23 protein-coding genes, 1 pseudogene and 1 riboswitch are annotated in these 24,681 nt (G+C 60.1%); of the genes and pseudogenes, 9 read left to right on the top strand and 15 right to left on the bottom strand.

Annotation, left to right across the window (positions count from 1 at the left end; all coding sequences use genetic code 11):
* Window positions 1-27: 27 nt before the first annotated feature.
* The 7 genes from ACIPIN_RS20790 to ACIPIN_RS20760 all read right to left on the bottom strand — a co-directional run bounded on the left by ACIPIN_RS20790 (window position 28) and on the right by ACIPIN_RS20760 (window position 6,235).
* Complete coding sequence (locus ACIPIN_RS20790; protein ID WP_401121557.1) at window positions 28-846, bottom strand: transporter substrate-binding domain-containing protein; 819 nt, start codon at window positions 844-846, stop codon at window positions 28-30.
* Between the two features lie 281 nt (window positions 847-1,127).
* Window positions 1,128-1,874, bottom strand: coding sequence for a helix-turn-helix domain-containing protein (locus ACIPIN_RS20785; RefSeq protein ID WP_401121556.1), 747 nt, complete (start codon window positions 1,872-1,874; stop codon window positions 1,128-1,130).
* A gap of 28 nt (window positions 1,875-1,902) precedes the next feature.
* A complete protein-coding gene (locus tag ACIPIN_RS20780) occupies window positions 1,903-3,171 on the bottom strand; it encodes an FAD-dependent oxidoreductase (RefSeq protein WP_401121554.1) in 1,269 nt (422 codons plus the stop codon).
* Entirely contained in the window at window positions 3,168-3,404 is a 237-nt protein-coding gene (locus tag ACIPIN_RS20775; protein WP_401121553.1) for a (2Fe-2S)-binding protein, read from the bottom strand. The genes ACIPIN_RS20780 and ACIPIN_RS20775 overlap by 4 nt, the downstream gene beginning before the upstream one ends.
* Window positions 3,401-4,516, bottom strand: coding sequence for an NAD(P)/FAD-dependent oxidoreductase (locus ACIPIN_RS20770; protein WP_401121550.1), 1,116 nt, complete (start codon window positions 4,514-4,516; stop codon window positions 3,401-3,403). The genes ACIPIN_RS20775 and ACIPIN_RS20770 overlap by 4 nt, the downstream gene beginning before the upstream one ends.
* A complete protein-coding gene (locus ACIPIN_RS20765; RefSeq protein WP_401121549.1) occupies window positions 4,513-5,448 on the bottom strand; it encodes a 4-hydroxyproline epimerase in 936 nt (311 codons plus the stop codon). Before ACIPIN_RS20765 ends, ACIPIN_RS20770 begins: the two co-directional genes overlap by 4 nt.
* Window positions 5,449-5,554: 106 nt before the next feature.
* Window positions 5,555-6,235: a GntR family transcriptional regulator gene (locus tag ACIPIN_RS20760; protein WP_401121546.1), complete on the bottom strand. Its 681-nt coding sequence runs from the start codon at window positions 6,233-6,235 to the stop codon at window positions 5,555-5,557.
* A gap of 153 nt (window positions 6,236-6,388) precedes the next feature.
* Between ACIPIN_RS20760 and ACIPIN_RS20755 the strand changes: the two genes are divergently transcribed.
* Entirely contained in the window at window positions 6,389-6,676 is a 288-nt protein-coding gene (locus tag ACIPIN_RS20755; RefSeq protein WP_401121545.1) for a PA4642 family protein, read from the top strand.
* 137 nt (window positions 6,677-6,813) lie between these two features.
* Here ACIPIN_RS20755 and mqo read toward each other — a convergent pair whose 3' ends face one another.
* Complete coding sequence (gene mqo, locus ACIPIN_RS20750; protein WP_401121543.1) at window positions 6,814-8,322, bottom strand: malate dehydrogenase (quinone); 1,509 nt, start codon at window positions 8,320-8,322, stop codon at window positions 6,814-6,816.
* A 995-nt stretch (window positions 8,323-9,317) separates the two neighbouring features.
* Between mqo and ACIPIN_RS20745 the strand changes: the two genes are divergently transcribed.
* The gene (locus tag ACIPIN_RS20745; protein WP_401121540.1) at window positions 9,318-9,902 is read left to right on the top strand and encodes a YajG family lipoprotein; all 585 of its coding nucleotides are present in this window, start codon (window positions 9,318-9,320) and stop codon (window positions 9,900-9,902) included.
* A gap of 724 nt (window positions 9,903-10,626) precedes the next feature.
* Here the strand turns inward: ACIPIN_RS20745 and ACIPIN_RS20740 are convergent.
* Together ACIPIN_RS20740 and ACIPIN_RS20735 are read right to left on the bottom strand one after the other, a co-directional pair.
* A complete protein-coding gene (locus ACIPIN_RS20740) occupies window positions 10,627-10,833 on the bottom strand; it encodes a hypothetical protein (RefSeq protein ID WP_071553371.1) in 207 nt (68 codons plus the stop codon).
* 155 nt (window positions 10,834-10,988) lie between these two features.
* Window positions 10,989-12,155: a 1-acyl-sn-glycerol-3-phosphate acyltransferase gene (locus tag ACIPIN_RS20735; RefSeq protein WP_401121537.1), complete on the bottom strand. Its 1,167-nt coding sequence runs from the start codon at window positions 12,153-12,155 to the stop codon at window positions 10,989-10,991.
* Window positions 12,156-12,295: 140 nt separating this feature from the next.
* On the opposite strand from ACIPIN_RS20735, the gene ACIPIN_RS20730 reads away from it, so the two are divergent.
* The 3 genes from ACIPIN_RS20730 to ACIPIN_RS20720 are packed head-to-tail and all read left to right on the top strand — an operon-like array spanning window position 12,296 to window position 13,408.
* Entirely contained in the window at window positions 12,296-12,478 is a 183-nt protein-coding gene (locus ACIPIN_RS20730) for a CPXCG motif-containing cysteine-rich protein (RefSeq protein ID WP_401121535.1), read from the top strand.
* Between the two features lie 12 nt (window positions 12,479-12,490).
* On the top strand, window positions 12,491-12,751 hold the full coding sequence (locus ACIPIN_RS20725; RefSeq protein ID WP_054595657.1) for a putative signal transducing protein: 261 nt from the start codon (window positions 12,491-12,493) through the stop codon (window positions 12,749-12,751).
* A gap of 36 nt (window positions 12,752-12,787) precedes the next feature.
* Window positions 12,788-13,408, top strand: coding sequence for an SOS response-associated peptidase (locus ACIPIN_RS20720; RefSeq protein WP_401121532.1), 621 nt, complete (start codon window positions 12,788-12,790; stop codon window positions 13,406-13,408).
* 133 nt (window positions 13,409-13,541) lie between these two features.
* Here ACIPIN_RS20720 and ACIPIN_RS20715 read toward each other — a convergent pair whose 3' ends face one another.
* The gene (locus ACIPIN_RS20715; protein WP_371917635.1) at window positions 13,542-14,285 is read right to left on the bottom strand and encodes a methyl-accepting chemotaxis protein; all 744 of its coding nucleotides are present in this window, start codon (window positions 14,283-14,285) and stop codon (window positions 13,542-13,544) included.
* A gap of 111 nt (window positions 14,286-14,396) precedes the next feature.
* Window positions 14,397-14,594, bottom strand: a pseudogene (locus ACIPIN_RS20710) (HAMP domain-containing protein); the annotation flags it as partial.
* A gap of 1,364 nt (window positions 14,595-15,958) precedes the next feature.
* Here ACIPIN_RS20710 and ACIPIN_RS20705 point away from each other — a divergent pair.
* Window positions 15,959-16,777: a M48 family metallopeptidase gene (locus tag ACIPIN_RS20705; protein WP_401121530.1), complete on the top strand. Its 819-nt coding sequence runs from the start codon at window positions 15,959-15,961 to the stop codon at window positions 16,775-16,777.
* A 133-nt stretch (window positions 16,778-16,910) separates the two neighbouring features.
* Here ACIPIN_RS20705 and ACIPIN_RS20700 read toward each other — a convergent pair whose 3' ends face one another.
* The 3 genes from ACIPIN_RS20700 to ACIPIN_RS20690 all read right to left on the bottom strand — a co-directional run bounded on the left by ACIPIN_RS20700 (window position 16,911) and on the right by ACIPIN_RS20690 (window position 19,745).
* The gene (locus tag ACIPIN_RS20700; RefSeq protein WP_401121528.1) at window positions 16,911-17,495 is read right to left on the bottom strand and encodes a TMEM165/GDT1 family protein; all 585 of its coding nucleotides are present in this window, start codon (window positions 17,493-17,495) and stop codon (window positions 16,911-16,913) included.
* Between the two features lie 90 nt (window positions 17,496-17,585).
* Window positions 17,586-17,707, bottom strand: a riboswitch (yybP-ykoY riboswitch).
* A 40-nt stretch (window positions 17,708-17,747) separates the two neighbouring features.
* The gene (locus ACIPIN_RS20695; RefSeq protein WP_401121526.1) at window positions 17,748-18,746 is read right to left on the bottom strand and encodes a methyltransferase; all 999 of its coding nucleotides are present in this window, start codon (window positions 18,744-18,746) and stop codon (window positions 17,748-17,750) included.
* 33 nt (window positions 18,747-18,779) lie between these two features.
* Complete coding sequence (locus ACIPIN_RS20690) at window positions 18,780-19,745, bottom strand: 2-hydroxyacid dehydrogenase (RefSeq protein ID WP_401121523.1); 966 nt, start codon at window positions 19,743-19,745, stop codon at window positions 18,780-18,782.
* A gap of 250 nt (window positions 19,746-19,995) precedes the next feature.
* Between ACIPIN_RS20690 and ACIPIN_RS20685 the strand changes: the two genes are divergently transcribed.
* The 3 genes from ACIPIN_RS20685 to ACIPIN_RS20675 all read left to right on the top strand — a co-directional run bounded on the left by ACIPIN_RS20685 (window position 19,996) and on the right by ACIPIN_RS20675 (window position 24,679).
* The gene (locus tag ACIPIN_RS20685; protein ID WP_401121521.1) at window positions 19,996-20,625 is read left to right on the top strand and encodes a LysE family translocator; all 630 of its coding nucleotides are present in this window, start codon (window positions 19,996-19,998) and stop codon (window positions 20,623-20,625) included.
* Window positions 20,626-20,769: 144 nt separating this feature from the next.
* Window positions 20,770-22,452: a fatty acid--CoA ligase gene (locus tag ACIPIN_RS20680; RefSeq protein WP_401121518.1), complete on the top strand. Its 1,683-nt coding sequence runs from the start codon at window positions 20,770-20,772 to the stop codon at window positions 22,450-22,452.
* A 337-nt stretch (window positions 22,453-22,789) separates the two neighbouring features.
* On the top strand, window positions 22,790-24,679 hold the full coding sequence (locus ACIPIN_RS20675; protein WP_401121516.1) for a DUF1302 domain-containing protein: 1,890 nt from the start codon (window positions 22,790-22,792) through the stop codon (window positions 24,677-24,679).
* The last annotated feature ends 2 nt before the right edge of the window (window positions 24,680-24,681 follow it).

The raw sequence follows: 24,681 nt of genomic DNA, 5'->3' as shown, positions 1-24,681 counted from the left end.
CTGCCGCAGGCTGCGATCTTTTGGGTTTTAGCGATACACGCCGCTGGCCGTCAGCTGTGGCGCCGTGCCGCCGACCCATTGCGCGAACAACTCCTGATACCGCCCGGAGCGCACCTGATGATTGACGAACAGGTTGAGGTAGTTGATCAGGCCGAACTCATTGCGCTTGGCGCCCAGGGATACGTAGTCGATGTCATAGGGCGCGGTGCCGGCGACGCTGAGGTTTTTGTACTTGCCGGATTTGATCAGTGACGAGGCGACCGTCGAGGTCACGGTGGTCGCGTCGATCTGCCCCTGGCTCAGGGCAAGTACCGCATCAGCCAGCGACTGGTAGGCATGGAAAGCACCTTTGGTGTCGCCCCATTTCTTCACGTCGTTTTCCAGCGCGATGGCTTCAAACGTGCCGGCCGGGCCGCCCACCGAGTGGCCCTTGAGGTCGGCGTAGGCCTTGATCCCGGCATCGTTGCGGGTCAGCACCACCATCTGAAAGGCGAAGTAGGGAATGGTCATGCCCACGGTCTTGGCCCGTTCCAGCGTGTCGGAGGTGGAGGCGACGATCACGTCTGCGCGGCCGGAAACCAGTGCCGGAATTCGGTCCGGGAACGGTGTCTCAACAATCTCGGCTTTGACCCCGAGGGTTTTTGCCAGGTCGTTGCAGTAGTCGACGTCGAATCCGGCCGGGGTGTTTTTCTCATCGCGAAAGCCCATGGGCGGGAAGTCCAGGGTGACCGCGCAACGCAAGCTGCCGGACTCGATGATGTCGTCGAGTTTGTCGGCCTGGGCCTGGGCGATGAACGCGCTACTCAGCAGGGCGGTGATGAAGACGGCGGATGCAGGATTTTTCATAAGGGGCCTCGTTGTCGGATGGTGTCGAGCGTTGGGCAGTTCTTATCAAATTGGTATTTAGAATTTCGTATACGATATTTGATATGCACTGGCTGTGCCAAAAAACCGAAGCCCTCATCGGGTTAAATCCTTGACGGGCTACGAGGCCCGAAACAGACGCCAGCAGCCAGCAGTGCAAATTCCGGTCAAGGAAATACGCCGCGAGGACGAATGCCCTGAAGGCGGGCGTCGTGTCACAAAAGGGAGCAGGGTTTGGCGGGGTGCTCAGTAACGGGTAACAGTCAGCGATGGTTGTCGCGGTACTGCGAAGGGGACACGCCGGTGAGTGCCTTGAATTGACGGCTGAACGCGCTGTGGTCGGTGTAACCGCAGCGCAGGGCGATCTCGGTGATTGGCAGCTCGCCTGACAGCAACTGCGTGGCAGCGCCCAGGCGTGCCTTGTGAATCATCTGGCGTGGCGTCAGTTGGAAGATCCGTTTGCACAGGCGCTCCAGTTGCGCCACGGAAAAACCGCTGAGGGCCGTCAGCTCACTCAGCGCGATGTGTTGCGCGTAATGCTCGCGGATATGCCCGTCGACCGCCGCGAGTTTTTCATAGGCCGGATGACTGGACTGGGGCGCGAGCAGGTCGTAGGAAATCCCCGCCATGCCGATGATGTCGCCCCGTGCATCGCGCAGCGCCAGTTTGTGGGTCAGGCACCAGCCAGGTTCGTGGCCAGGGTAAAGGTGCAGTTCAAGCTGATCGCTCAACTGGCTGCCGTCACTCAGCACCCGCAGGTCTTGCTCGGTGTAATGCGGGCCGAAGCGCGAGGGAAACACCTGTTCAGCCGTCTTGCCGAGAAGCGCGTTGGCGTCTTTGGCGCCACAGCGTTGGGCCAGGGTCCGATTGATCAGCACGTAGCGAGCGGCGGTGTCCTTGACGAAGAACACCACGCCGGGCATGGCATCAAGCAACGGTGTGATCAGTTGCAAACTGCCCAGCAGCTCGGGCAGGTCGCGGGGGCAGGGCAGTGGCAAGGGGAACGTCATCCGGTGGCGATCCGCAGGGAAGAGGGCCTTACTCTACGGTGACGGACGCGGGATTGGGAAGCTCGGTAAGCTGCAACAGCGTATCGATGCGCGTCGGGGAAAACGGTGGACGTGGCGCCGGTTGTGGCCAGTCGAACAGGTAACGGGTCGCCGCGCCACAGACTCGCCCTTGGCAGGCGCCCATGCCGCAACGCGTGTGCAGTTTGGCCTGGTTCCAGCCGGTGCAGGCCTTGAGCGCTGACAGCGCCACGTCTTCACAACGGCAGATCAGCGTGTCGGGCGTGGCCAGGTGTTTGAGTTCATCACGCAAGGCAAAGGTGCGCCGTAACTGATCGGCGAAAGCTTGCCAGCGTTGCCGTTGCGGCCAGAGTGCGCGGGCTTGCTGTACGTCACCGATGGCCATCAATCCTGCGATGGCACCTTCAACCAATGCCAGCTCACTGCCGCCGAAACCTGTGCATTCGCCCGCCGCATAGTGTCCGTCCAGGCTACTGAGCTGGTACGCGTCGACGGCGATAGCATCGTTGTTCAATTCACAACCAAGCGCTTGGGCCAGTTGGGTATTGGGGATCAGGCCGAATCCGCAGGCCAGTCGCTCGCAGGGAATCTCGACGATCCGGCCCTGGCATTTCAGGCGTACGCCTTGCAGGTGGCTGTCGCCATACGCTTCGAGGACATGGCTGTCTCTGCGGTAGTGACGATCAAACAACTGCAAGGCTTGCAGCCACTTGGCTGGCCATCTTGGCAGTTGCAGGGCAAATCCTGCGACGGCTCTCAGCGGCGCTTGTTCGGCGATTTGCAGTACCTGGGCGCCGGCTTTTTTCGCGGTGGCGGCGCTGGCCAGCAGCAACGGACCAGTGCCGGCAATCACCAGCCGCTCGCCGGCCACCGGCATGCCGCCCTTGATCAGTGCTTGCAGCCCGCCCGCGCCAGTGACACCGGGCAAGGTCCAGCCGGGAAACGGCAGCAGCAATTCACGGGCGCCGGTGCACAGAATCAGTTGCTCGTACTCGATGCTCCAACCCTGTTCGGGGTCTTCCAGTAACAGCTTCCTCGGCCCGGCCAGCGCCACCACACGCGTCGAATTGAACACCTGCACGTTGCTCGCGGCTGCCAGTTTCTGACGATGAACCCGGGCATTGTTCGGCAAGTGCGCATTGACCCCGTCGCGCCAGATTTGCCCGCCGGGTGCCGGGTTGTCATCGATGACGGCGATGCGTGCCGTGCTCGGTGCGGCGGCCAATGCTGCCGCCATGCCCGCCGGCCCTGCGCCGATAATCAGCAGATCGACTTTCATGCCCGGGTCTCCACGCACATACCTGCGCGGCACGCCGTCTGGCAAGCGAGACGGCGTTGGCCGTCGATACTCACCCGACACTCCTGACAAACGCCCATCCCGCAAAAAGGCGCCCGGCGCTGACCGCTGACCGAGGTTCGACTGCAGCCGTCGCCTGCCAGGTAGAGCAGCGCCGCAACCGTTGTACCGGCGTCGACCGCTACCGTGCGGCCGTCGAGACTCAATTCAATCATGCGCGTAACCCTTGTGCGGTGGACAGGAAACGCCCTGGCAGATAAGGCGTCGGGTCGATGGCCGGAGTGGTTTTGCACAGCTGCGCGGCCAGCAACTGCGCACTGCCGGGAGCTGTGGTCACGCCCAGTCCCTCGTGTCCGGCGGCCAGCCACAAACCCGCTTGCTGTGGATGTTCACCGATCAGCGGCAAGCCATCAGGCGTGGCGGCACGCAGGCCGGTCCAGCTGCGGATGGCGTTCATTCCGGCCAGCGCCGGCAAATAGTCGATTGCCCGACGCAGCATGCGCGCCAACACTTCTGGCTCGACGCTCAGGTCGGTGCTGTCGAACTGGCGCGATGAGCCGAGGAAGATTTGCCCGGTTGGCCGTGGCTGGGCATTGAAGGCAACCGAGGTGCCTTCACTGGCGTGAGCACTGGTGACATAGCCCAACTCGACTAACTGGTGATGGATCTTGCCGGGGTAACGGTCGGTGATCAGCAGATGGCCTTTCTTCGGGCGAATCGGCAGGTCGGGGCACAGTTCGGTGACGTGAATGCCGTTGGCCAGTACCACCGCCTCGGCGCGTAATCGCTCGCCAGAAGCCAATCGCAGCTGATTGCCGTCGACTTGCGTGACTTCGACCGTGCGCCGAGTGATCCTCCCGGCGCTTTGGTTAAGCAGCCAGTGAGCAGCATTCGGCGCGTAGAGAATGCCGTCGCCGCAGACTTTCAGCGCACCGCTCAGGCCGGGACGCAGCATCGGTTCGGTCGCGTACAGTGCGCGTGGGTCGAGCATCTCGCAGGCAATGCCCTGAGCCTTGAGTGTTTGGCGTTTGTGTTCGGCACCGGCCATTTCCTCGTCATTGGCGGCCAGCCATAACGTGCCGCAATTGCTGTAGGCGCAATCGGGGGCCAGGCGCGGTGCCCATTGCCGCCAGAGCTCGATGGAGTATTGGCTCAGCGCCAGTTCGGCCGGGTTGTCATCCATCGCCACCAAGTGGCCCATACCGACAGCCGTGGCGCCGCCGCGCTGGCTGTCGAGCACCAGCACGTCGAGCCCGCGTTGCGCCAGTTCATGGGCACAGGCACTGCCAACGATACCGGCGCCGATGACGATGACGTCGGCATTCATGAACCGATGCCCCACACGAACGGGTCGTCTTCCTCCAGCAACAATTGGCTCTCGCCACTCATGTGGGCGCGACCACGGATGGTCGGAATGATGCGTTGCTCGTCGAGCCGCTCGTAGCTGGCTTCGAACTGGCTGCCGATCACGCTGGCCTGGCGCCAGACTTCACCGGGCTGCAATTTGCCGTCCGCGGCCAGGCACGCCAGCTTGGCGCTGGTGCCGGTGCCGCAGGGCGAGCGGTCGTAGGCTTTGCCGGGGCAGAGGACAAAATTGCGGCTGTCGGCCACAGGGTCGTCGGCAAACAGCTCGATGTGATCGATTTCGCCGCCGTCTTCGCCGCGAATGCCCTGGCTTTCCAGCGCTTCGCGGACCGCCCAGGTGTAAGCGGTCAGGGCTTCGAGGTTGTCGCTGGCGATGCGTTGGCCGTGTTCGGCGATCAGGAAAAACCAATTGCCGCCCCAGGCGATGTCACCGCTGACCGCGCCGTAACCCGGTAGCGTCAGCTGCACGGCCTTGCGGTAGCGATAGGCCGGGACATTGCGCACGCTGACTGAGCGATCCTCGTGCAAGGTCGCTTCGACCGTGCCGACTGGGGTTTCAATCCGGTGCACGCCGGGCTCGATGCGTTTGAGATACGCCAGCGAGGCCACCAGGCCAATGGTGCCGTGACCGCACATGCCGAGGTAGCCGCTGTTGTTGAAGAAAATAACCCCGGCACAAGCACCGGGATCTTGCGGCTCGCAGAGCAGGGCACCGACCAGCACATCGTTGCCGCGAGGCTCAAGCACCGTGGCGGCGCGCCAGTGGTCGTGCTCCTCGGCGAGGCGGCGCTTACGTTCGGCCATCGAGCCTACGCCCAGTTCCGGGAAGCCGGCGATGACCAGGCGTGTCGGTTCACCGCCAGTGTGAGAGTCGAGGACGTGAATACGTTTCATGAAGGGCGCCACCTTGCACAGGAAATGTCTGTGCAAGACTGGCGTTTGAGGCGCGGGATGGCTTGAGGGATTTAACCGTTACCGATGACGAAATCGGCACAGTCGATCAGATCCGCGCGGGTGCGTTCGGCAGGTGTTCGTAGAGCGTGCGGCACACGCCAATGATGTGCTGCTCGATCAGTTCGGCGGCTTTGTCGGCATCGCCGGCCCGGCAGGCGGCGAGAATGTCGCGGTGCTCGTGGTCCGCACGGTCCTTGCCTTCGGAAAAGCTCATCTGCATGCGCAGGTAGCGTTCGACCTTGTCGTGAATCGAGCGGATCAGGTTGAGCAGGAACGGCCGCTGCGCCGGCTCGTACAGGCACGCGTGCAGCGCCCAGTTCAATTCGGCCCAGCGGCCGATGTTGTTTTCGTCGATGAACTCGGCACAGATACTTTCGGCGCGGGCAAACGTGGCTTCAGTCATGTTCGGCACCGCCAGGCGAATCGCCTGGACCTCCAGCAGCACCCGGACTTCAAAGATCTGCGCCAGCTCGGGCTCGGAAATCTTCGTCACCACCGCGCCCTTGTTGCGCTGAAACTGCACCAGGCCTTCCGCCTCAAGACGTTTGAGCGCCTCGCGCACGGGAATCTTGCTGACGTTGAACAGGCGGGCGATGTCGTCCTGACGGATCGGCTCGTCTTCGGCGAAGTGGCCACCGATGATTGCCTCGCGCAGGTGTTTGGCGATAACTTCCGAAGCCGAGGGCGCAATCCCCAGATTAGGGGCGTTGAAGCTGGGTAGAGGCACTTGAATGAGTCCCGGCAGGCGTGATTGCGGATATTGTATACGAGCACGTCAGGGCGCCAAGCGCTTTTCCGAGTGAACGCTGGTCGTTGAGGCTTGGGTCGGGGCAGGGGTAAACTGCCCGCCCCGTGAAATGTCTGCGAGCTGGAGTCGGCAATGCGTAAAGATAAGAAACAGGTGATTGGTGACGAGATCGGCGATGCGCAGATCAAATTGTTCCTCGATTTTGAACCGATCGACGCGACTTCGCCGTCCCTGCACAAGCTGATCAAGGCTTACCGCGGCCTGCGTATCGACGATTTCGAGCGTTTCCTGGTGTTCTTTGTCGAGGCAGGCCTGGACCTGGACGGCAAGGACGAACACGGTCAGACCTTCATTGATGTGATCAAGGATCAACGCAACGCCGCCGAGTACATCGAGCTGATCAACAAGGCTCGCGGCTGACCTGTACCTGTAGGAGCACGGCTTGCCGGCGATGGCGTCCTTGAGATCGCCATCGCCGGCAAGCCGTGCTCCTACAAGTGGCCATAAAAAAACGCCCCGCTCTCAACGAGAACGGGGCGTTTTTTTATGCGCGAGCATCAAGCGAAGCTTGGGGTCTCGCTGCTTTCTTCAACCAGTTCCAGAGCGACGTTGTTCTGCGTATTGATCTTGCGATACAGCGCAGCGTCGGTTTCCAGGACTTTTTCCCGAGCCGGGAAGATTTCCGCCAGCTTGGCTGCCCATTCACCCTTGGCTTTGTTCGGGAAGCATTTTTCGATCAGCTCAAGCATGATCGACACCGTGACCGAAGCGCCAGGCGATGCACCGAGCAGTGCCGCAAGGGAACCGTCCTTGGCGGCAACCAGTTCGGTACCGAACTGCAGAATGCCGCCTTTTTTCGGGTCTTTCTTGATGATCTGCACGCGCTGGCCAGCGACTTCCAGACGCCAGTCTTCGGCCTTGGCTTCAGGGTAGAAGCGGCGCAGCGATTCCAGACGTTGTTCCATCGACTGCATCACTTCGCTGACCAGGTACTTGGTCAGGTCCATGTTGTTTTTGGCCACGGCCAGCATCGGGCCGATGTTGCCGGCGCGAACCGACATCGGCAGGTCCATGAACGAACCGTGTTTGAGGAACTTGGTGGTGAAACCAGCGTAAGGTCCGAACAGCAGGGACTTCTGGCCATCGACGACACGGGTGTCCAGGTGCGGCACTGACATCGGTGGCGAACCCACCGCTGCCTGGCTGTAAACCTTGGCCTGGTGGTGTTTGACCACTTCCGGGTTGTCGCAACGCAGCCATTGGCCGCTGATCGGGAAACCGCCGAAACCTTTGCTTTCTTCGATGCCCGAAGCCTGCAACAACGGCAATGCCGCACCGCCAGCACCGAGGAAGACAAACTTGGCATCGACATCACGGCTGTTGCCGCTGTTGACGTCCTTGATGCTGACGGTCCAGCCATCGCCGTTACGCTTGAGACCGGTCACGCGCTTGCAGTACTTGACCTGGGCATCGGGTGCGCTGGTCAGGTGCTTGAGCAGTTGATTGGTCAGGGCGCCGAAGTTGACGTCGGTGCCGTTCATTACGCGGGTCGCGGCGATGACTTCGTCGGCCGGACGACCAGGCATCATCAATGGCATCCAGTCAGCCATTTTTGCCTTGTCTTCGGTGTATTCCATGTCGGCAAAGGCGTGGTGCTTGCTCAGCACCTTGAAACGTTCCTTGAGGAACGAAACGCCAGCGTCACCTTGCACGAAGCTCAGGTGCGGAACCGGGCTGATGAAGTATTTCGACGAGCCGAAGGTGCCTTTTCGGGTCAGGTAGGACCAGAACTGCTTCGACACCTCGAACTGGGTGTTGATGTGCACGGCTTTCTTGATGTCGACGCTGCCGTCAGCGGCCTGTGGCGTGTAGTTCAGCTCACACAGCCCGGCGTGACCGGTACCGGCGTTGTTCCACGGGTTGGAACTCTCCGCGGCACCGGAATCCATCAGCTCGACGACTTCCAGCTTGATCGCGGGGTCGAGCTCTTTGAGCAATACAGCCAGGGTGGCACTCATGATGCCGGCCCCAACCAGTACTACGTCGACTGCTTCGTTATGCGCCATTTAACGCGTCTCCAAAATCTGCAGCACCAAATTGTCGGCATAGCTGCCAGGAGTTACGGGGCATGCTCTGTAGAGCCCCGGGTACCCATGGCCAGGATCGCCATGTCCGAATCTTCGCAATTTTTCGCAACTTCGACAGACGCTACCTACCGGGCTCAGGGTTCCTATGAACTCACTTCAGCGCGCGGGAGGCAATTCGACTTATGGCCGATACGTCCGTTTGTGCAACCAAATCCGTAGTGGACAGGCTTCAGGCTCCAGTTCTTGAGGAGTACTCGGTCCTGTGTCGTTGGGCTGTTGTAGACGCTAATGGTGCATGTTCAGACGCAAAACTATTCATTTGCTCGCCACACTCTTGTGAAGTTGTGAAAACCCGTTTTTTTCACGCTCTTTTGAAGACGTGAACCTCAAAAAAGGGCTGTCCCAGCCTGGCACCGTGCCCGGATGGATTGCCGCCCTGGGATACAGGGCAGGCAAAACGGGCAAACAGCTCAGTGACCGAGCGTAATGACAGCTCTGCAGATTCGCGAAAAGTGGTGATTTGCAGGATAAACAGCAAGCTCGCCAGCTTCACTCGATCTGTGTGGGCGGCTCTCTGTGGGCGGTGCGGGGGAGCTAATACTCGCGTATCAGCGATGCTGCGAGGCCCGATCAGGAGACGTCCTTATAATCGGGGGGAGATTGTAGCGAAGAAACGCAGGGAAATGGTCGTGTTTAATGACTTTTATTAGCCGTTCGGTCAGATGGACTAAACCGTCTGCACTGTGCGTCAGGAGTGTGTGGGCTCAGACGGGCACCGGCCGGTAGCGGCTGGTGCAACCAGTTGAGACGAATTTCTTCGATTTCCACACAGAAGTTAGCAGTACGGCATGACACTGAGGTTACCGAGCGCCCGCAAGCGCAGACTTTGCACAAGTCTTCAGGGTTGCTGGTTTGAAGCGCGTGCCGGCCGCTATACTGCCGATCAGTTCGTATTTGTATCTGGAGAGTAGCGCATGTTGCAACGCCTGTTGTTCGGTTTGATCACTGTGACCAGTTTGACCCTGGTTGGCTGCGCCAACAGCCCGCAGCAACTAGCCCCGGAGCCTAAGCTCACGACTCAGCTGGCGCCGGTCGGGCATGGTCAGCCGGTGGTGGTGAGGGTGGTCGATGGCCGTCCGTCGCCAACGTTGGGCACCCGTGGTGGCCTTTACCCTGAAACGAGCGCAATCACGGTGCAAGGTGCGCAGATTCTGCCGAAGTTGCAGGCTCAGGCCGAGGCGGCTGTGCGTCTGTTGGGGTTCACCCCGACGCCCAACGCTTACAACGCGCCGCAGTTGACGGTGACGCTGGCAGAGCTGAGTTATCAGTCGCCCAAAGAAGGCATGTATGTGACTGAGGCGACTATTGGCGCGGCTTTCCGCTCTGATGTGCAGAATGCCAACCATCGTTACAGTGGCCGTTATGCTGCGTCGCTGAATCAGCGTTTTGGTATGGCGCCGAATCAGGAAACCAACACCAAGCTGGTGAGCGATGTGTTGAGTGATGCGTTGACCCGGTTGTTCAAGGATCCGACGGTTGGTCAGATGCTCGGCGAATAACGGTTCGCTGTATTCAAGAAGCCCGGTGTCAGTGATGGCACCGGGTTTTTTGTGTCTGTCGGACTTTTGTGTGGGCTTTCTGTGGGAGCGGGCTTGCTCGCGAAGGCGGCCTGACAGCCGACCAATCTCATGCGGATATACATAGATCTACTGTGGGAGCCGAGCTTGCTCGCGATGGCGGCCTGACAGCCGACCAATCTCTTGCAGGTGTACATATCCGTTTCTGCGGTAACGGCCGCTTAGGGTTTCGCCCTTACGGCGACTCCCTTTGGCAAACGCCCCAAAGGAAGCAAAGGTCTTCGCCCCGAGCGTACGGCCCCTCGCCGGGGCTCGGGGTTCCCTCGCTTCGGTGTCCATCAGGGGGCATCGCCTACGGTCTGCTTCGCGACGACCTCCTCTCGATGTATTCGGCTTCGCCGAATGGCGCTGCGCGCCAACCCCCTGATGAACACCTGCGCTCGGCCTTCCGAAGGGGCGGGTGGATCAAGATCAACAGCGGCAGGCGAGCTAACGCTCGGCCTGTTGAGTGGTGGGGGAGCGCCACTTCATTGTGGGGGGTGATATCTGTAGGAGCTGCCGCAGGCTGCGATCTTTTGATCCTGGCTTTTTGACGGTGTACATATCCGTTGCTGCGGTAACCGCGACTGATAAACACCTCCACTCAGCCTGCCGAAAGGGCGGGTGGGTCAAGATCGAAATCCAAAGCAAAAGCTTGTCGCTGCTTCTAGGCTGCCTCTACATAAAAATCCAGCATGCTCACGCCGGTCAGCAGGTCGGTTTCCGGCAGGTCGGCGTGTTGGTGGCCGCCCAGGGCGCAGTAGACGAGCCAGTGGCGGTCCTGGACGTTGAAGGCGAGGCTGCCGACGAGGTTTTGTTGTTCGTCGCTGGGGGTGATCAGGTAGAGACGATCCTGGTTTTCTGCGTGAAGCATGACAGGCTCCGTGTCGGTTTCGAGGGGCGACAGACTGGCTTGTTAAGGTGACGTTCAGGTGACAGCGGAAATTAATCAGTCAATGGCTCGCCACAGGTTCAGCGCGCAATCAAAAACGGCGCCCGAAGGCGCCGTTCTCATATCCACTCCAAACCTTACAGCGGCAAACCCGCTTTGACCCGGTACTGGTTACGCACTGGTGTTGCGTATTGCAATACCAGAAATGGCCGGTGTTCCTCGGGGCAAGCATCGAGGCGGCTTTGCCATTCTTGCTGGGCCTTGACCAGTTCCTCGGCCGAGAACAACTGGGCAGCGCTTGGCACTTGCAGTTGCGGGTCGGCGTTGCTCCATTGGGCGTACGCCAGATAGTGCACCGGGAACAACCGGTATCCGCCGAGGATCTGCCGGTCCATCTCGATTGCCAATTGCTTGGTGTCTTCGAACAGCTCGCTGATCGGTGCGGCGAAGTTCACGTGGACCCGGCCTTTGTAGCCGGTGATGCCTTTGGCGATGCTCGCATCATCCTCGCCGGGCACCTTGGAGTAGCTGCCGGTGGTGGCGCGGATGTACAACTCGCGGGCCTTGGCCTGATCGCACGGGTCGTACTCGTAGCTGATCGACACCGGCGTCAGGTTCAGCGACTGGATCACCTCGCCAAACGGCTCGTCCTTGCGGCTCATGTGGAACATCTTGAGGATCGCCGACTCGGTACGGTCGTCACCGTCCTTGGCGCGGCCTTCGGCCTGGGCGATCCAGATCGACTGGCAATCAGTGCGAATCGAATGATTGATGTAGGCTGACAGCAGCTGATATGCCGCCATCTTCTCTCGACGACCGCTGATGGAGCGGTGCACGATAAAGCTCTTGTTCAGGCGCATCAGATCGCTGACGAAAGGCTTTTGCAGCAGGTTGTCACCAATCGCGATGCGTGGCGTCGGCAGACCGGCGTGGTAGATCGCGTAGTTGACGAAGGCCGGGTCCATCACGATGTCGCGGTGGTTGGCCAGGAACAGATAAGCACTGCCGGACTTGAATTGTTCGACGCCGGTATAGGTCACGCCGTCGGTGGCACGCTCGATGGTGTGGTCGACATAAAACTCGACCTTGTCCTGCAGGGTCGCAACCGAACTGATACCGGCAAACTCACGGCGCAGCCGATAAGCTATAAGTGGTTTGAGCATCCAGCCGAAGGCACCGGCAAAGCGCGGGAAGCGGAAGTGGGTGAGGATATCTAGAAACGCCTTGTCGCCGAGCAACCGTGCCAGCACTGCTGGGACTTCGCTGTCGTCGTAAGGTCGGATGGCATCGAATTCGCCCATCATGCTCTCTTGTTAGAAACGGCTAGGGTAAGTAATGGATTAGATCGATTACACGCAGGGCACGGTCTGAAAAGTAAGCTCAAACAAAAATAGCCCTGCAAATAGACCGGCGATTATACGCACAAGTCACTTGGGAGACCGCGATGCTGGAAACCGAGCGTTACGAATGTCCTTATTGTGGTGAAGAGTCTGAGGCCGTTCTGGATTTGTCTGGAGGGGATCAGACGTATATCGAGGACTGCCCCGTGTGTTGTCGGCCTATCAAATTTATTCTGCAGACCGACGGTCAGGAATGGATGCTCGAAGTTCACAGCGAAAACGAGTGAAGGGTGGCTTCTATGCAGCGCATCTACGAACCGGAAAATCTGATGGAAGGCGAGTTGTTGCAAGGCATGCTGGCCAGTGAAGGGGTCGAGGCGCATCTGGTCGGGCGTGATCTGCTGGGTGGCGCGGGTGAATTGCCGGTGTTTGGGCTGCTGGGGTTGGCGGTGGATAACGATCAGGCGCAATACGCACGTGAGTTGATCGCCGCATACAATGCCGCGTTGCCGATGCCCGGTGACGAGCCGGATAGCTTTCCCGACGTCCTGGTCTGTTAGGCTGGCGTCCGTTTTCGCTCAGAGTCGTGTTGCCCCATGTGTGGACGTTTTGCCCTGTTTCGTTGGAACCCCGCATTCGCGGCCTTGCCCGGCTTCCCGGCTGATCAGCAGGCGCAGTGGAATATTTCGCCCAATGATTCGGTGCTGATCCTGCGCGCCGAAGCGGGCCAGCGCACACTTGCCCGCGCGCGTTGGGGGCTGACGCCGCCGTGGCTGACCGACCTGTCGAAGACCCCGGCCCATGCTCGGGCAGAGACTATCGCCGAGCAGCCGATGTTTCGTGAGGCTTTCCGTCTGCGCCGTTGCCTGTTACCGGCCAACGGTTTCTACGAATGGCGCGGCGGCACCCGCAAGCGCCCGTACTGGCTGACGCCGGGTGAGGGCTCGTCGCTGTTTTTTGCGGCAATCTGGGAAGCGTATCCGGTGCAGGAACAGGTGTGGCTGAGCACCGCGGTAGTGACTCAGGCCGCCTCGAATCAGCGTCGTCCGTTGATTCTCGATGCTGCTGGTCAGGAAGCCTGGCTCAACCCCGAAACCCCGCTGCATACCTTGCAGGCGTTGCTCGCCAGCGAACCTGCCGCATTGCGCGAGCGGGTGTTGGCGAACCTGGTAAATGATCCGAAGCTCAATGCGCCGGAATGTCTGACGCCGGGTTGAGTCGCCTCGAAAAGCATCGCGGGCAAGCCTTGCTCCTACAGGATTATGGTCGTACATACGTTGCGTGTACGACCATAATCCTGTAGGAGCAAGGCTTGCCCGCGATAAGGTCCGCAGGACCTTCCGGCGATTTCTAGACCTTGAACTGATTGATCAACCGCCGCTGCTGCTCGGCCAGTTTGGTCAGGTCCGCACTGGCCGCGCTCGACTCATCCGCGCCGCCTGCGACTTCATTGGCCACCTGACCGATGTTGATCACGTTACGGTTGATGTCATCGGCGACCGCGCTTTGCTCTTCGGCGGCGCTGGCGATCTGGGTGTTCATGTCGTTGATCACCGACACCGCCTGAGTGATGGTCTCCAGTGCCTGCGCGGCTTTGGCCGCGTGTTGCACGCTTTCGTCGGTCTTGTTCTGGCTGTCCTCCATCACACGCACCACGTCGCGTGTGCCTTGCTGCAACTGCTGAATCATCGACTGGATTTCTTCAGTCGCCTGCTGGGTTTTCTGTGCCAGGTTGCGCACTTCATCGGCCACCACCGCAAAGCCCCGGCCTTGTTCACCAGCCCGAGCGGCCTCGATGGCGGCGTTCAACGCCAACAGGTTGGTCTGCTCGGCAATCCCGCGAATGGCGATCAGGATCGCGTTAATGTTCTCGCTGTCCTTGGCCAGGGTTTGCACCACACCGACCGCTTTGCCGATTTCCACCGCGAGGACGCCAATCGAGGTCGAGGTGTCGCGCACGATCTGCATGCCTTGGGCGGCTGCCTGATCGGCGTGGCTGGCGGCTTGTGCAGCCTGGGTCGCGTTGCGCGCTACGTCCTGGGCGGTGGCGGTCATCTCCTGCACCGCGGTGGCAACCTGATCGATTTCGGCCATTTGCTTGTGCACGCCGAGGTTGGTGCGAATCGCAATGTCGGCGGTATGTTCGGACGAATCGCTGACGCTCTGCACCGAGGTCACCACTTGGGTGATCATCGCCTGCAACTTGGCGAGGAAGGTATTGAAGCCCTTGGCGATCGAGCCGAGTTCGTCGGCACGGTCGCTGGTCAGGCGGCGCGTCAGGTCACCTTCGCCCTGGGCGATGTCATCGAGCATCGCGACCATCTGTTTCAGCGGGCGGGCGATGCCGTGGCCCACCAGCCAGATCACCAGCAAGCCCAGGCCGGCAATCACCAGGCCGACCATGGCCATGCCAAAGGTGTCAGCCTTGCGTTGGGTGTTCAGGTCGCCCTGGAGTTGGTGCAAATCGGCCATGACCGCGTTCAGCGGCAGTTGCAGCAGCAAGGTCCAGCGCGCATCGGTCTGGCCGATGCCGAACGGCAGGTACAGCTCGATCTTGCCATTGGCCTTGTCGACGTTATAGGTCACTTCGCCGCGATTGAGTTTGCCCAGGTTGGCAACCTGAGTGGCGTCGAGGATGTCGCTGACCTTTTCACCGAACTTGCTCGGGTCCTTGGTATAAGCCACCAGACGCTGGTTGCCGCCGATCAGCGCCATTTCACCGGCACCGTTATAAAGCTTCTGGTTCGCAGCCAGGAGCATTTCCTGAATGAAGTTCACCGACAAGTCAGCGCCGACGATGCCCTGAAAGGTGCCGTTGAGCATGATCGGTTCAATAAAGGAGGCGAGCATGACGATCTTGTCGCCGACCTTGTAAGGCGCCGGATCGATCACGCAGGATTTTTTGCTTTCCTGGGAGCACAGGTAGTACTCACTGGCACGCACACCGGTGGACAGCACGGTGCGGTCGTTGACGTCTGCCAGCTTGTCGACGCCCAGGCTGCCGTCGTCGTTGCGGAACCACCACGGCAGAAAGCGCCCGGTGGTGGCGTCGATGCCGACGGTTTTACTGCCGATGTAGGCCGCGTCGTTGTGATCCAGCGCATTCGGTTCCCAGCCGATGTAGGTCCCGAGAATCTTCGGATTCTTCGCGACGTTTTCCTTGATCAGGTTGATCAGCTGCTCACGGCTGAGGGCAAGCGATGGTTTGCCATCGGCATCCTGAGCGCCAATCAAGGCGTTGACCCGCACCAGTCCGCCGGCGATCAGCAGGGGCGCTTCGAGTTCGCGCTGGATCTGGCTGACCTGGGTTTGCGCCAGTCCACGCAGACGTTGCTCGATGACTTGTTCAAATTGCGCCTGGGTCCGCTCCTGGACCATTTCCTGGGTTCGCGCGCCGGAAAACAGCGCGTACAGCACCAGTGCGGCAACCACACTGAGCACGATGGCGCCGGCAAGCGCGGCGACGGAAAACTGGATCGACTTGAATTTCATAAAGGCTCCGGACGCAAGATGACGTCTGCCGAGCTGTATCGGCGCACGTGGGGCGGTCCATGAGTGGGTTTTTTGCCAATGACTGTTTTTGATCTGTGCAGGTCGCATAGAGACAGGTGTCAGGCCTGTGTGTTTTCGGGTCAGCGGGGTTTTATGAATTTATTGCGACAGTGAAATGGAATGTATCGGTAAATGCTGTGCTGCACGTCTGTTGTATCTGGCGCCGATACATTGCACCGCCTAGGATACGCGGCATGTTTTCAGGGAGCTTGTTCATGAATAAAACATTGGTTTTGTGTGCGCTGGGCGCAAGTCTGCTGCTCAGTGGTTGCCAGTCGGTCAACACCACCAACGGCGGCGCGGTGGGTGTGGAACGCAAGCAGTACATGTTCAGCATGCTGTCGACCGATGAGGTCAACCAGATGTATGCCCAGTCCTACCAAAAGACTGTCGGTGAGGCGAGCAACCAGGGTGTGCTGGACAAAAGCAGTAACGAGGCCAAACGGGTTCAGGCAATTGCCAATCGGCTGATTGCTCAGGCACCGGTTTTTCGGCCGGATTCGGCGCAATGGCAGTGGGAAGTCAACTTGATCAAGAGTGACGAACTCAACGCCAACTGTGGTCCTGGCGGCAAGATCATTTTCTACACCGGGCTGATCGACAGCCTGAAGCTCACCGATGATGAAATCGCTGCGGTCATGGGCCATGAAATCGCCCACGCCTTGCGCGAGCATGGTCGTGAAGCGATGTCCAAGGCCTATGGCATCGAAATGGCCAAGCAGGGCGCGGGTGCCTTGCTCGGGTTGGGGCAGGACACGCTGGCACTGGCTGACACCGTGGCCAACTACGGCATGACCTTGCCCAACAGCCGCGCCAATGAAAACGAAGCCGACCTGATTGGCCTGGAGCTGGCCGCCCGCGCCGGTTACGACCCGAACGCGGCGATCACCCTTTGGGACAAAATGAGCAAGGCTTCCGAAGGTTCGCCACCTGAGTTCATGAGCACTCACCCGGCCTCCAGCAGCCGGGTTGCGTCGCTACAGGCAGCGATTCCGAAAGTCATGCCGCTTTACCAGCAGGCCAAAAAATCCTGATGGTTTTATATCGTCAGTAATGGCCTCATCGCGAGCAAGCTCGCTCCCACATTTGATCTTTGGTGTACACGGGACCAGTGTGGGAGCGAGCTTGCTCGCGATGAACGATAACGCGGTCTACCGACCTACCACGTCAGATCCACCCACTACTCTGCATCGCCTTGTACACCGCAACGATGGCAAGGATGAAGAACGCCGACGCTGCCAGGCGACGGATCAGGGTCAGGGGGAGTTTGTCTGCCGCGAAGTTACCGGCCAGTACCACGGGCACGTTGGCAATCAGCATGCCGAGCGTGGTGCCGATGATCACCAACCACAGCTCAGGGTACTGAGCGGCAAGCATCACGGTGGCGATCTGGGTCTTGTCACCGATTTCCGCGAGGAAGAACGCAATCAGCGTGGTCAGGAACGGCCCGAATTTGCGTGCGGTGCTGGCTTCGTCGTCATCCATCTTGTCCGGCACCAGGGTCCACAGCGCCGTCGCGGTAAAGCTCGCGGCGAGGATCCAGTGCAGTGTCGCATCCGAGAAGAAACTCCCGAACCAGGCACCGACAGCACCCGCAGCGGCGTGGTTGGCCAGGGTTGCAGCGACGATACCGGCGATGATCGGCCAGGGTTTGCGAAAGCGCGCGGCGAGAATGAGGGCGAGCAATTGCGTCTTGTCGCCGATTTCGGCCAAGGCAACGACTGCGGTAGGAACGAGCAGAGAATCCAGCATCAGGGTTTTCCTAAGGGGGCGGGTCGACACGGCTATGACACGTACAGCCTTCCCGCCCCGGGTAAGGTGTTCGTGTCATAGGTCTTGTCAAACCCTGCAATCCGTCTGTGCGGACGCTTGGGTCGCATACGCCATGGTCTGAGGACCAAGTATGTTGACGTATGCCGGACGAGCATGGCGCTCGTGGGAGACTACTCCCCTAGGACGGAGCGGATTCTGCCTAGGCAGAATCCATTCGGCAAGTGCTAATTTCTAGCCGCGTTTGGCCCGGTAGATTCGAAAACCCTGACCTTCGGCCTTGATTGCACACACACCGAGATGTTCCTCGATCAGTGGCTGATACTTCAGGAAACTGTTGGCCACCAGGCGAAGTTCGCCACCGTTTTTCAGATGTTTTGCTGCTTTTCGCAGCAAATTCTCCGTGGCGTGATAATCGGTATGGACCCCGACATGGAACGGCGGGTTGCTCAGAATCGCGCTCAATCCCATTGGCGCGGCGTCGATGCCATCGCCGGTCAGCACTTCGGCTTCCAGACCGTTGGCGGCCAACGTCAGGCGACTGCTGGCGGCGGCGAACGCATCAACGTCGAGCAGGGTGACGGTGTTGTGCGGATAACGCCGTTTCACCGCTGCGCCCAAAACGCCGGCACCACAACCGAAGTCCAGCAAGTGACCGCTTGGCAGCTTGTCCAGGTGTTCGAGCAGCAGGGCACTGCCGCGATCCAGCCGACCGTGACTGAACACGCCCGGCAAGCTGATGACTTTCAGTGGACCTTCAGCCAACGGCAGCTCGTATTCCTGCGCCAGGCTTTCCAGTGATTTGGCTTCGGGTGCATTGGCCACGGTCACCTGCCAGAGCTGGCAGTGCCGTGCGTTGTCGAGCTTGCGCGGTTTGCCGAAGGGGTTCAGCTGTTTGGCCGCGCCTTCGATGCCGCTGCGTTTTTCACCCACCAGGTACAGCTCACGACCGGCCAGGCGCGAGGCGAGGGCGTTGAGGATGTAGTCGGTCAAATCCCTGGATTTGGGCAGGAACACCACGGCTGTTTCAAATTCACGGCTCGGAGCATTCACGCCAAAGTGGCTGCGCTCGGCAAAGCGTGCATCCAGCGCCGCTTGGTCGCCTGCATGCCAGCACCAGCCGTGAGCGTTGGGCAATTTGCCCAGCAAGTCATCAGCGGGCAAGCCGGCCAGCAGCAACTCACCTTGAAACAACTCAGCCTGACGAAGCAGTACTTCACTGCGAGGATCCATACTCTGCTCCTTGAAAAAAAGTGCGGCAGTTTATCAACTGACGACCCGCAGCGCTGTACCGCTGAAGAAGCCTTGGGTGTTTTCGGTCAACTGACCGACGATCCGTTGCCGCGCCTCGCGGCTGCCCCAGGCGTTGTGCGGGGTGACGATCAAGCGTGGAATGTCGCCGACCAACAGTGGATTGCCGGCGGTGGGTGGCTCGACACTCAAGACGTCGGTCGCCGCACCGCCCAGATGACCACTGCGCAAGGCATCGGCCAAGGCTTGTTCATCGATCAAGCCACCGCGAGCGGTGTTGACCACAAATGCGCCGGGTTTGAGCAGCGCCAGTTCGCGGGCGCCGATGAAGTTGCGGGTATGTTCGTTGAGCGGGCAATGCAGGGTCAGCGCGTCGATTTGCGGCAGCAGTTCATCCAGCGGCAAGCGGTCGGCGCGGGCCGGGCGCCCAGGCAGTTGGCCGAGCAACACGCGCATGCCAAAGGCTTCGGCCAGCCGCGCAACGGCGCCACCCAATTCACCATGACCGAGCAGGCCAAGGGTTTTGCCTTCGAGCTCAACGATCGGGAAATCCAGCAGGCAGAACTGTTTGGCCTGCTGCCAGCGACCTTCACCAACGGCTTTCTGATAGTCGCTCAGACGGGTGGCGAGGTTGAGCAGCAACATGATCGTGTGCTGTGCCACCGACGGCGTGCCGTAACCCTGGCAGTTGCTCACGGTAATCCCCTGGGTGCGGGCGGCGGCCAGGTCGACATTGTTGGTGCCCGTGGCGGCGATCAGGATCAGCTTCAGTTCGGGGCAGGCGGCAAGGGTTTCGGCGTTCAGCAGGACTTTGTTGCTGATTGCCACGCTGGCGCCTTGCAGCCGTTCGACGATGTTGTCAGGCGTGGTCAGTGAGCGCAGCTGCAAGTCATCGAAGCACTGCTGCAATCCACTGAGGTCGAGGTCGCCGAGGTCCAGAGAACTGTGGTCGAGGAATACGGCGCGGCGATTGTTCGTCATTAACTGTACCTTTTGCGCGTGAGTCTGAAGGCGTAATCTGCCGAGCCTACCAGATGAACTGTGGCGAGGGAGCTTGCTCCCGCTCGAGTGCGCAGCAGTCGCAAAGCCGTCAACTCGGTACACCTGACGAAACGCGGTTGCAGGGTTCAGGGCTGCTTCGCAACCCAGCGGGAGCAAGCTCCCTCGCCACGGGTATGATGTTTGACCCAGAAATCTTCAATTGATCGACCTGACCTAAAGGAGCCCCCCCATGTACTGGACAGAGTTTTTGACCGTCGCCCTGATTCACCTGCTTGCCGTGGCAAGCCCAGGCCCGGACTTTGCCGTGGTGGTGCGTGAGGCCGTGACCCACGGTCGTCGCGCCGGGACCTGGACGGCGCTGGGCGTCGGCTCTGCGATCTTCCTGCACGTGGGCTACTCGTTGCTCGGTATCGGCCTGATCGTCTCGCAGTCGATCATGCTGTTCAACGCGCTGAAATGGTTGGCGGCCGCCTACCTGCTGTACATCGGCTTCAAGGCCCTGCGCGCGCAACCGGCGAAACCTGCGACCGAAGACCTGCACAAGGAAGCCGGCGAGCGCACCGCCCGCGGCGCGTTTACCTCGGGTTTCGTGACCAATGGCCTGAACCCGAAAGCCACACTGTTCTTCCTGTCGCTGTTCACCGTGGTGATCAACCCGCACACGCCACTGGCGATTCAGGCCGGTTACGGCGTTTACCTGGCGGCAGCCACCGCTATCTGGTTCTGCCTGGTGGCGATGCTGTTCAGCCAACAGCGCGTACGGGCCGGTTTTGCCCGCATGGGGCATTGGTTCGACCGCACGATGGGCGTGGTGCTGATCGCTATCGGTGTGAAACTGGCGTTTACCGAGATGCATTGATTGCAGTGTCGGGATAAGTGCTGGCGCAAAGCTAGCATTTGTACGGCTCTGCAAATCATCCCTTTGGCTGATTTAGCTGGCGCTCAGGCTGACTAAAGTGCATATCTTTCAGCCCAGACCGTGCAGTCAGATAAAGGGATGCTTATGTTGCAGACTCGCGTTATTCCGCCAGCCAAAGGCGCTTATCAATACCCCCTGTTGATCAAGCGGTTGCTGATGTCCGGCAGCCGCTACGAGAAAACCCGCGAGATCGTCTACCGCGACCAGTTACGCTACAGCTATCCGACCCTCATCGAGCGTGTGGCGCGATTGGCCAACGTGCTCACGGCCGCCGGGGTCAAGGCCGGTGATACCGTGGCGGTGATGGATTGGGACAGCCATCGCTACCTGGAGTGCATGTTTGCCATCCCGATGATCGGTGCGGTGATCCACACCATCAACGTGCGCCTGTCGCCCGAGCAAATCCTCTACACCATGAACCACGCCGAGGACCGCTTTGTGCTGGTCAACAGCGAGTTCGTCGGGCTGTACCAGGCGATTGCCGGGCACCTGACCACCGTCGAGAAAACCCTGCTGCTCACCGACTTGCCGGAAAAAACCGCCGATCTGCCCAACCTGGTGGGCGAGTACGAGCAACTGCTGGCCGCCGCGAGCCCGCAGTACACTTTCGAAGATTTCGACGAAAACTCGGTGGCCACCACCTTCTACACCACCGGCACCACCGGTAATCCCAAAGGCGTGTATTTCACCCATCGGCAACTGGTGCTGCACACCATGGGCGTGTCGACGATCATGGGCAGCATCGACAGCGTGCGCCTGCTGGGCACCAACGACGTGTACATGCCGATCACCCCGATGTTCCACGTGCATGCCTGGGGCTTGCCATACGTGGCGACCATGCTTGGGCTCAAGCAGGTTTACCCCGGCCGTTACGACCCGGAATACCTGGTCGAATTGTGGCGCAAGGAGAAGGTCAGCTTCTCCCATTGCGTGCCGACCATCCTGCAAATGGTCCTCAACTCCAAGGCCGCGCAAGGCACGGATTTCGGCGGCTGGAAAATCGTCATCGGCGGCAGCGCCCTGAACCGTGCGCTGTACGAAGCGGCCAAGGCCAAGGGCATTCAGTTGACCGCCGCCTATGGCATGTCGGAAACCGGTCCGCTGGTGTCCTGCGCTCACCTTAATGATGAGCTGATGGCCGGCACCGAAGACGAACGCACCACGTATCGCATCAAGGCCGGCGTACCAGGTCCCTTGGTCGAAGCGGCGATCATCGACGCTGACGGTCACTTCCTGCCGGCGGACGGCGAGTCTCAGGGCGAACTGGTGCTGCGTGCGCCATGGCTCACCGAAGGTTATTTCAACGAACCGCAGAAGGGCGCAGAGCTCTGGGCCGGGGGCTGGCTGCACACCGGCGACGTGGCGACCCTGGACAGCATGGGAGTGATCGACATCCGTGACCGGATCAAGGACGTGATCAAAACCGGTGGCGAGTGGATTTCCTCCCTGGACCTCGAAGACCTGATCAGCCGCCATGTGGCGGTACGCGAAGTAGCAGTGGTCGGTATCCCGGATCCGCAGTGGGGCGAGCGCCCGTTTGCCTTGCTGGTGGTCCGTGAAGGCCATGTGATTGGGGCCAGGGAGCTCAAGGAACACCTCAAGCCTTTCGTTGAGTTGGGGCACCTGAGCAAGTGGGCAATTCCGAGCCAGATCGCCCTTGTTACTGAAATTCCCAAGACCAGTGTCGGCAAGCTCGACAAGAAGCGCATCCGCGTCGACATCACGGAATGGCAGACTAACAACAGCACCTTCCTTTCGACGCTTTAAGCGTCCATTGCCGTGCCCGAAAGGGCCCGGCAAGCCCACCAAGCAAGCGCTTGGCTTGTTTATTCCGAATTTTCAGCCATCCTTGCCGGGCCGACATCTGTCGGGCTGGCACAGGACTGTTCCAGAGTGGTCGGGGGTTGCAAATCACACTTTAGAGGGATCAAGCAGTACCACCTGCTGGCTATAGTCCGCTCAAGGATTTTTAAGAACGGGGCAAACGCACAGGAAAGCGGCGATGCAACTTTGAATGACTTCGCGAGCGCATGGCTCTCCGTCCTTCAGAGCGTTTTTGAAAGTGCTCACTGCCATAACAATAAAAGCACATGGAGTAGCGTCGATGACATCAGTAAACCAGTTCTGGCGCCGGGCGAAACTGCCTCTGGCGGTCAGTCTCGCCTCTACGCTCGCCGGGCCTGCATTCGGCGTCAGTTTCAACGTCGGTGAAATCGAAGGTCAATTCGACTCGTCCCTCTCCCTGGGCATGAGTGTGTCCACCCAGCAGCCGAACAAGAACCTGATCGGTGTCAACAACGGTGGGAGAGGCCTGTCCCAGACCTCAGACGACGGTCACTTGAACTTCAAGAGCGGGCAAGCCTTTTCGAAGATCTTCAAGGGCATCCATGACCTTGAACTGAAATACGGCGATACCGGCGTCTTCGTACGCGGTAAATACTGGTACGACTTCGCGCTGCAAAACCAGGACCTGGAATTCAAGAACGTCAGCAACGACGGACGCAAGGAAGGCGCCAGGTCGTCGGGTGGGGAAATCCTCGACGCCTTCGTCTACCACAACTACTCCATTGCCAATGAGCCGGGTTCCGTGCGCTTGGGCAAACAGGTTGTCAACTGGGGTGAAAGTACCTTCATCGGCGGCGGCATCAACTCGATCAACCCGATCGACGTTTCCGCATTCCGTCGTCCCGGTGCCGAGATCAAGGAAGGCCTGATCCCGGTCAACATGTTCTATATCTCGCAAAGTCTGACCGAGAGCCTGTCGGCTCAAGCGTTCTACCAGATCGGCTGGGATCAGACCGTTGTCGATAACTGCGGCACGTTCTTCTCCCAGCCAGACATCATTGCCAACGGTTGCACCGATAACCTGCGCGTACTGAACAAGCGCTCGACCATTCCGGCCGTCGCGTTGGGGCCATTGGCCGCGAACGGTGTTGACATCAACCAGGAAGGTGTACTGGTTCGGCGCGCGGCAGACCGCGACGCGAGCAACGGTGGCCAGTGGGGTGCTGCCTTCAAATACATGTTCGATCCGCTGGACACCGAGTTCGGCGCCTACTTCATGAACTACCACAGCCGCGCACCGATTTTCAGCGCCACTGGTGCTCCACAGTCGGTCTATAACGGCGTCAAGGCACTGCCGGGGCCATTCCAGGCGCTGGGTCCGCTGGTGGTCGCGGGTAACTCGCAGTACTTCGTCGAGTACCCGGAAGACATCCGCCTTTACGGTCTGAGCTTCTCCACCACCCTGCCTACCGGTACGGCGTGGAGTGGTGAGATCAGCTACCGGCCGAATGCGCCGGTGCAGTTGAACTCCACCGACATCCTGTTCGCCGGTGTTCGGCCGCTGGGTGGCGCGTTGACCAACGCCTCCTTGCTCAGTGCCGCACCGGGTGAAGACCTGCACGGTTATCGCCGCAAGGAAATCACCCAGATCCAGACCACCTTCACGCACTTCTTCGATCAGGTCATGGGCGCCCAGCGTCTGACCCTGGTGGGTGAAGTCGGCTTGACCCACGTCGGTGGCCTGGAAAGCACGTCCGATGTCCGTTATGGCCGCGATCCGGTCTTCGGCCCAGGCGAACTGCCCGCCACGGGTGGTCTGGACACCTGCTCGCAGATCCTTAACACCTCCACCATCAACGGTGCCGGGCCAGGTGCGTCGGCCAACAACCGTAGCACCAACTGCAACAACGACGGTTTCACCACCGCCAACTCGTGGGGCTACCGCGCCCGCGCCATCTGGGAATACCCGGACGTATTCGCCGGTGTGAACCTCAAGCCAAACGTGGCCTGGTCGCATGACGTCAGCGGTTACTCGCCAGGCCCTGGTGGCAACTTCGAGGAAGGTCGCAAAGCGGTCAGCCTGGGGCTCGATGCCGAGTACCAGAACACCTATACCGCGAGCCTCGCGTACACCAACTTCTTTGGCGGCAAGTACAGCACCGTGGATGACCGCGACTTCGTTGCGCTCAGCGTCGGCGTGAACTTCTAAGC

Origin of the sequence: Pseudomonas sp. NPDC087697, from assembly GCF_044743155.1 — a bacterium.
In the GTDB taxonomy this organism is placed as follows: Bacteria; Pseudomonadota; Gammaproteobacteria; order Pseudomonadales; family Pseudomonadaceae; genus Aquipseudomonas.
The sequence above is the reverse complement of the archived record's forward strand: the minus strand, read 5'-3'. Positions and strand labels throughout refer to the sequence as shown.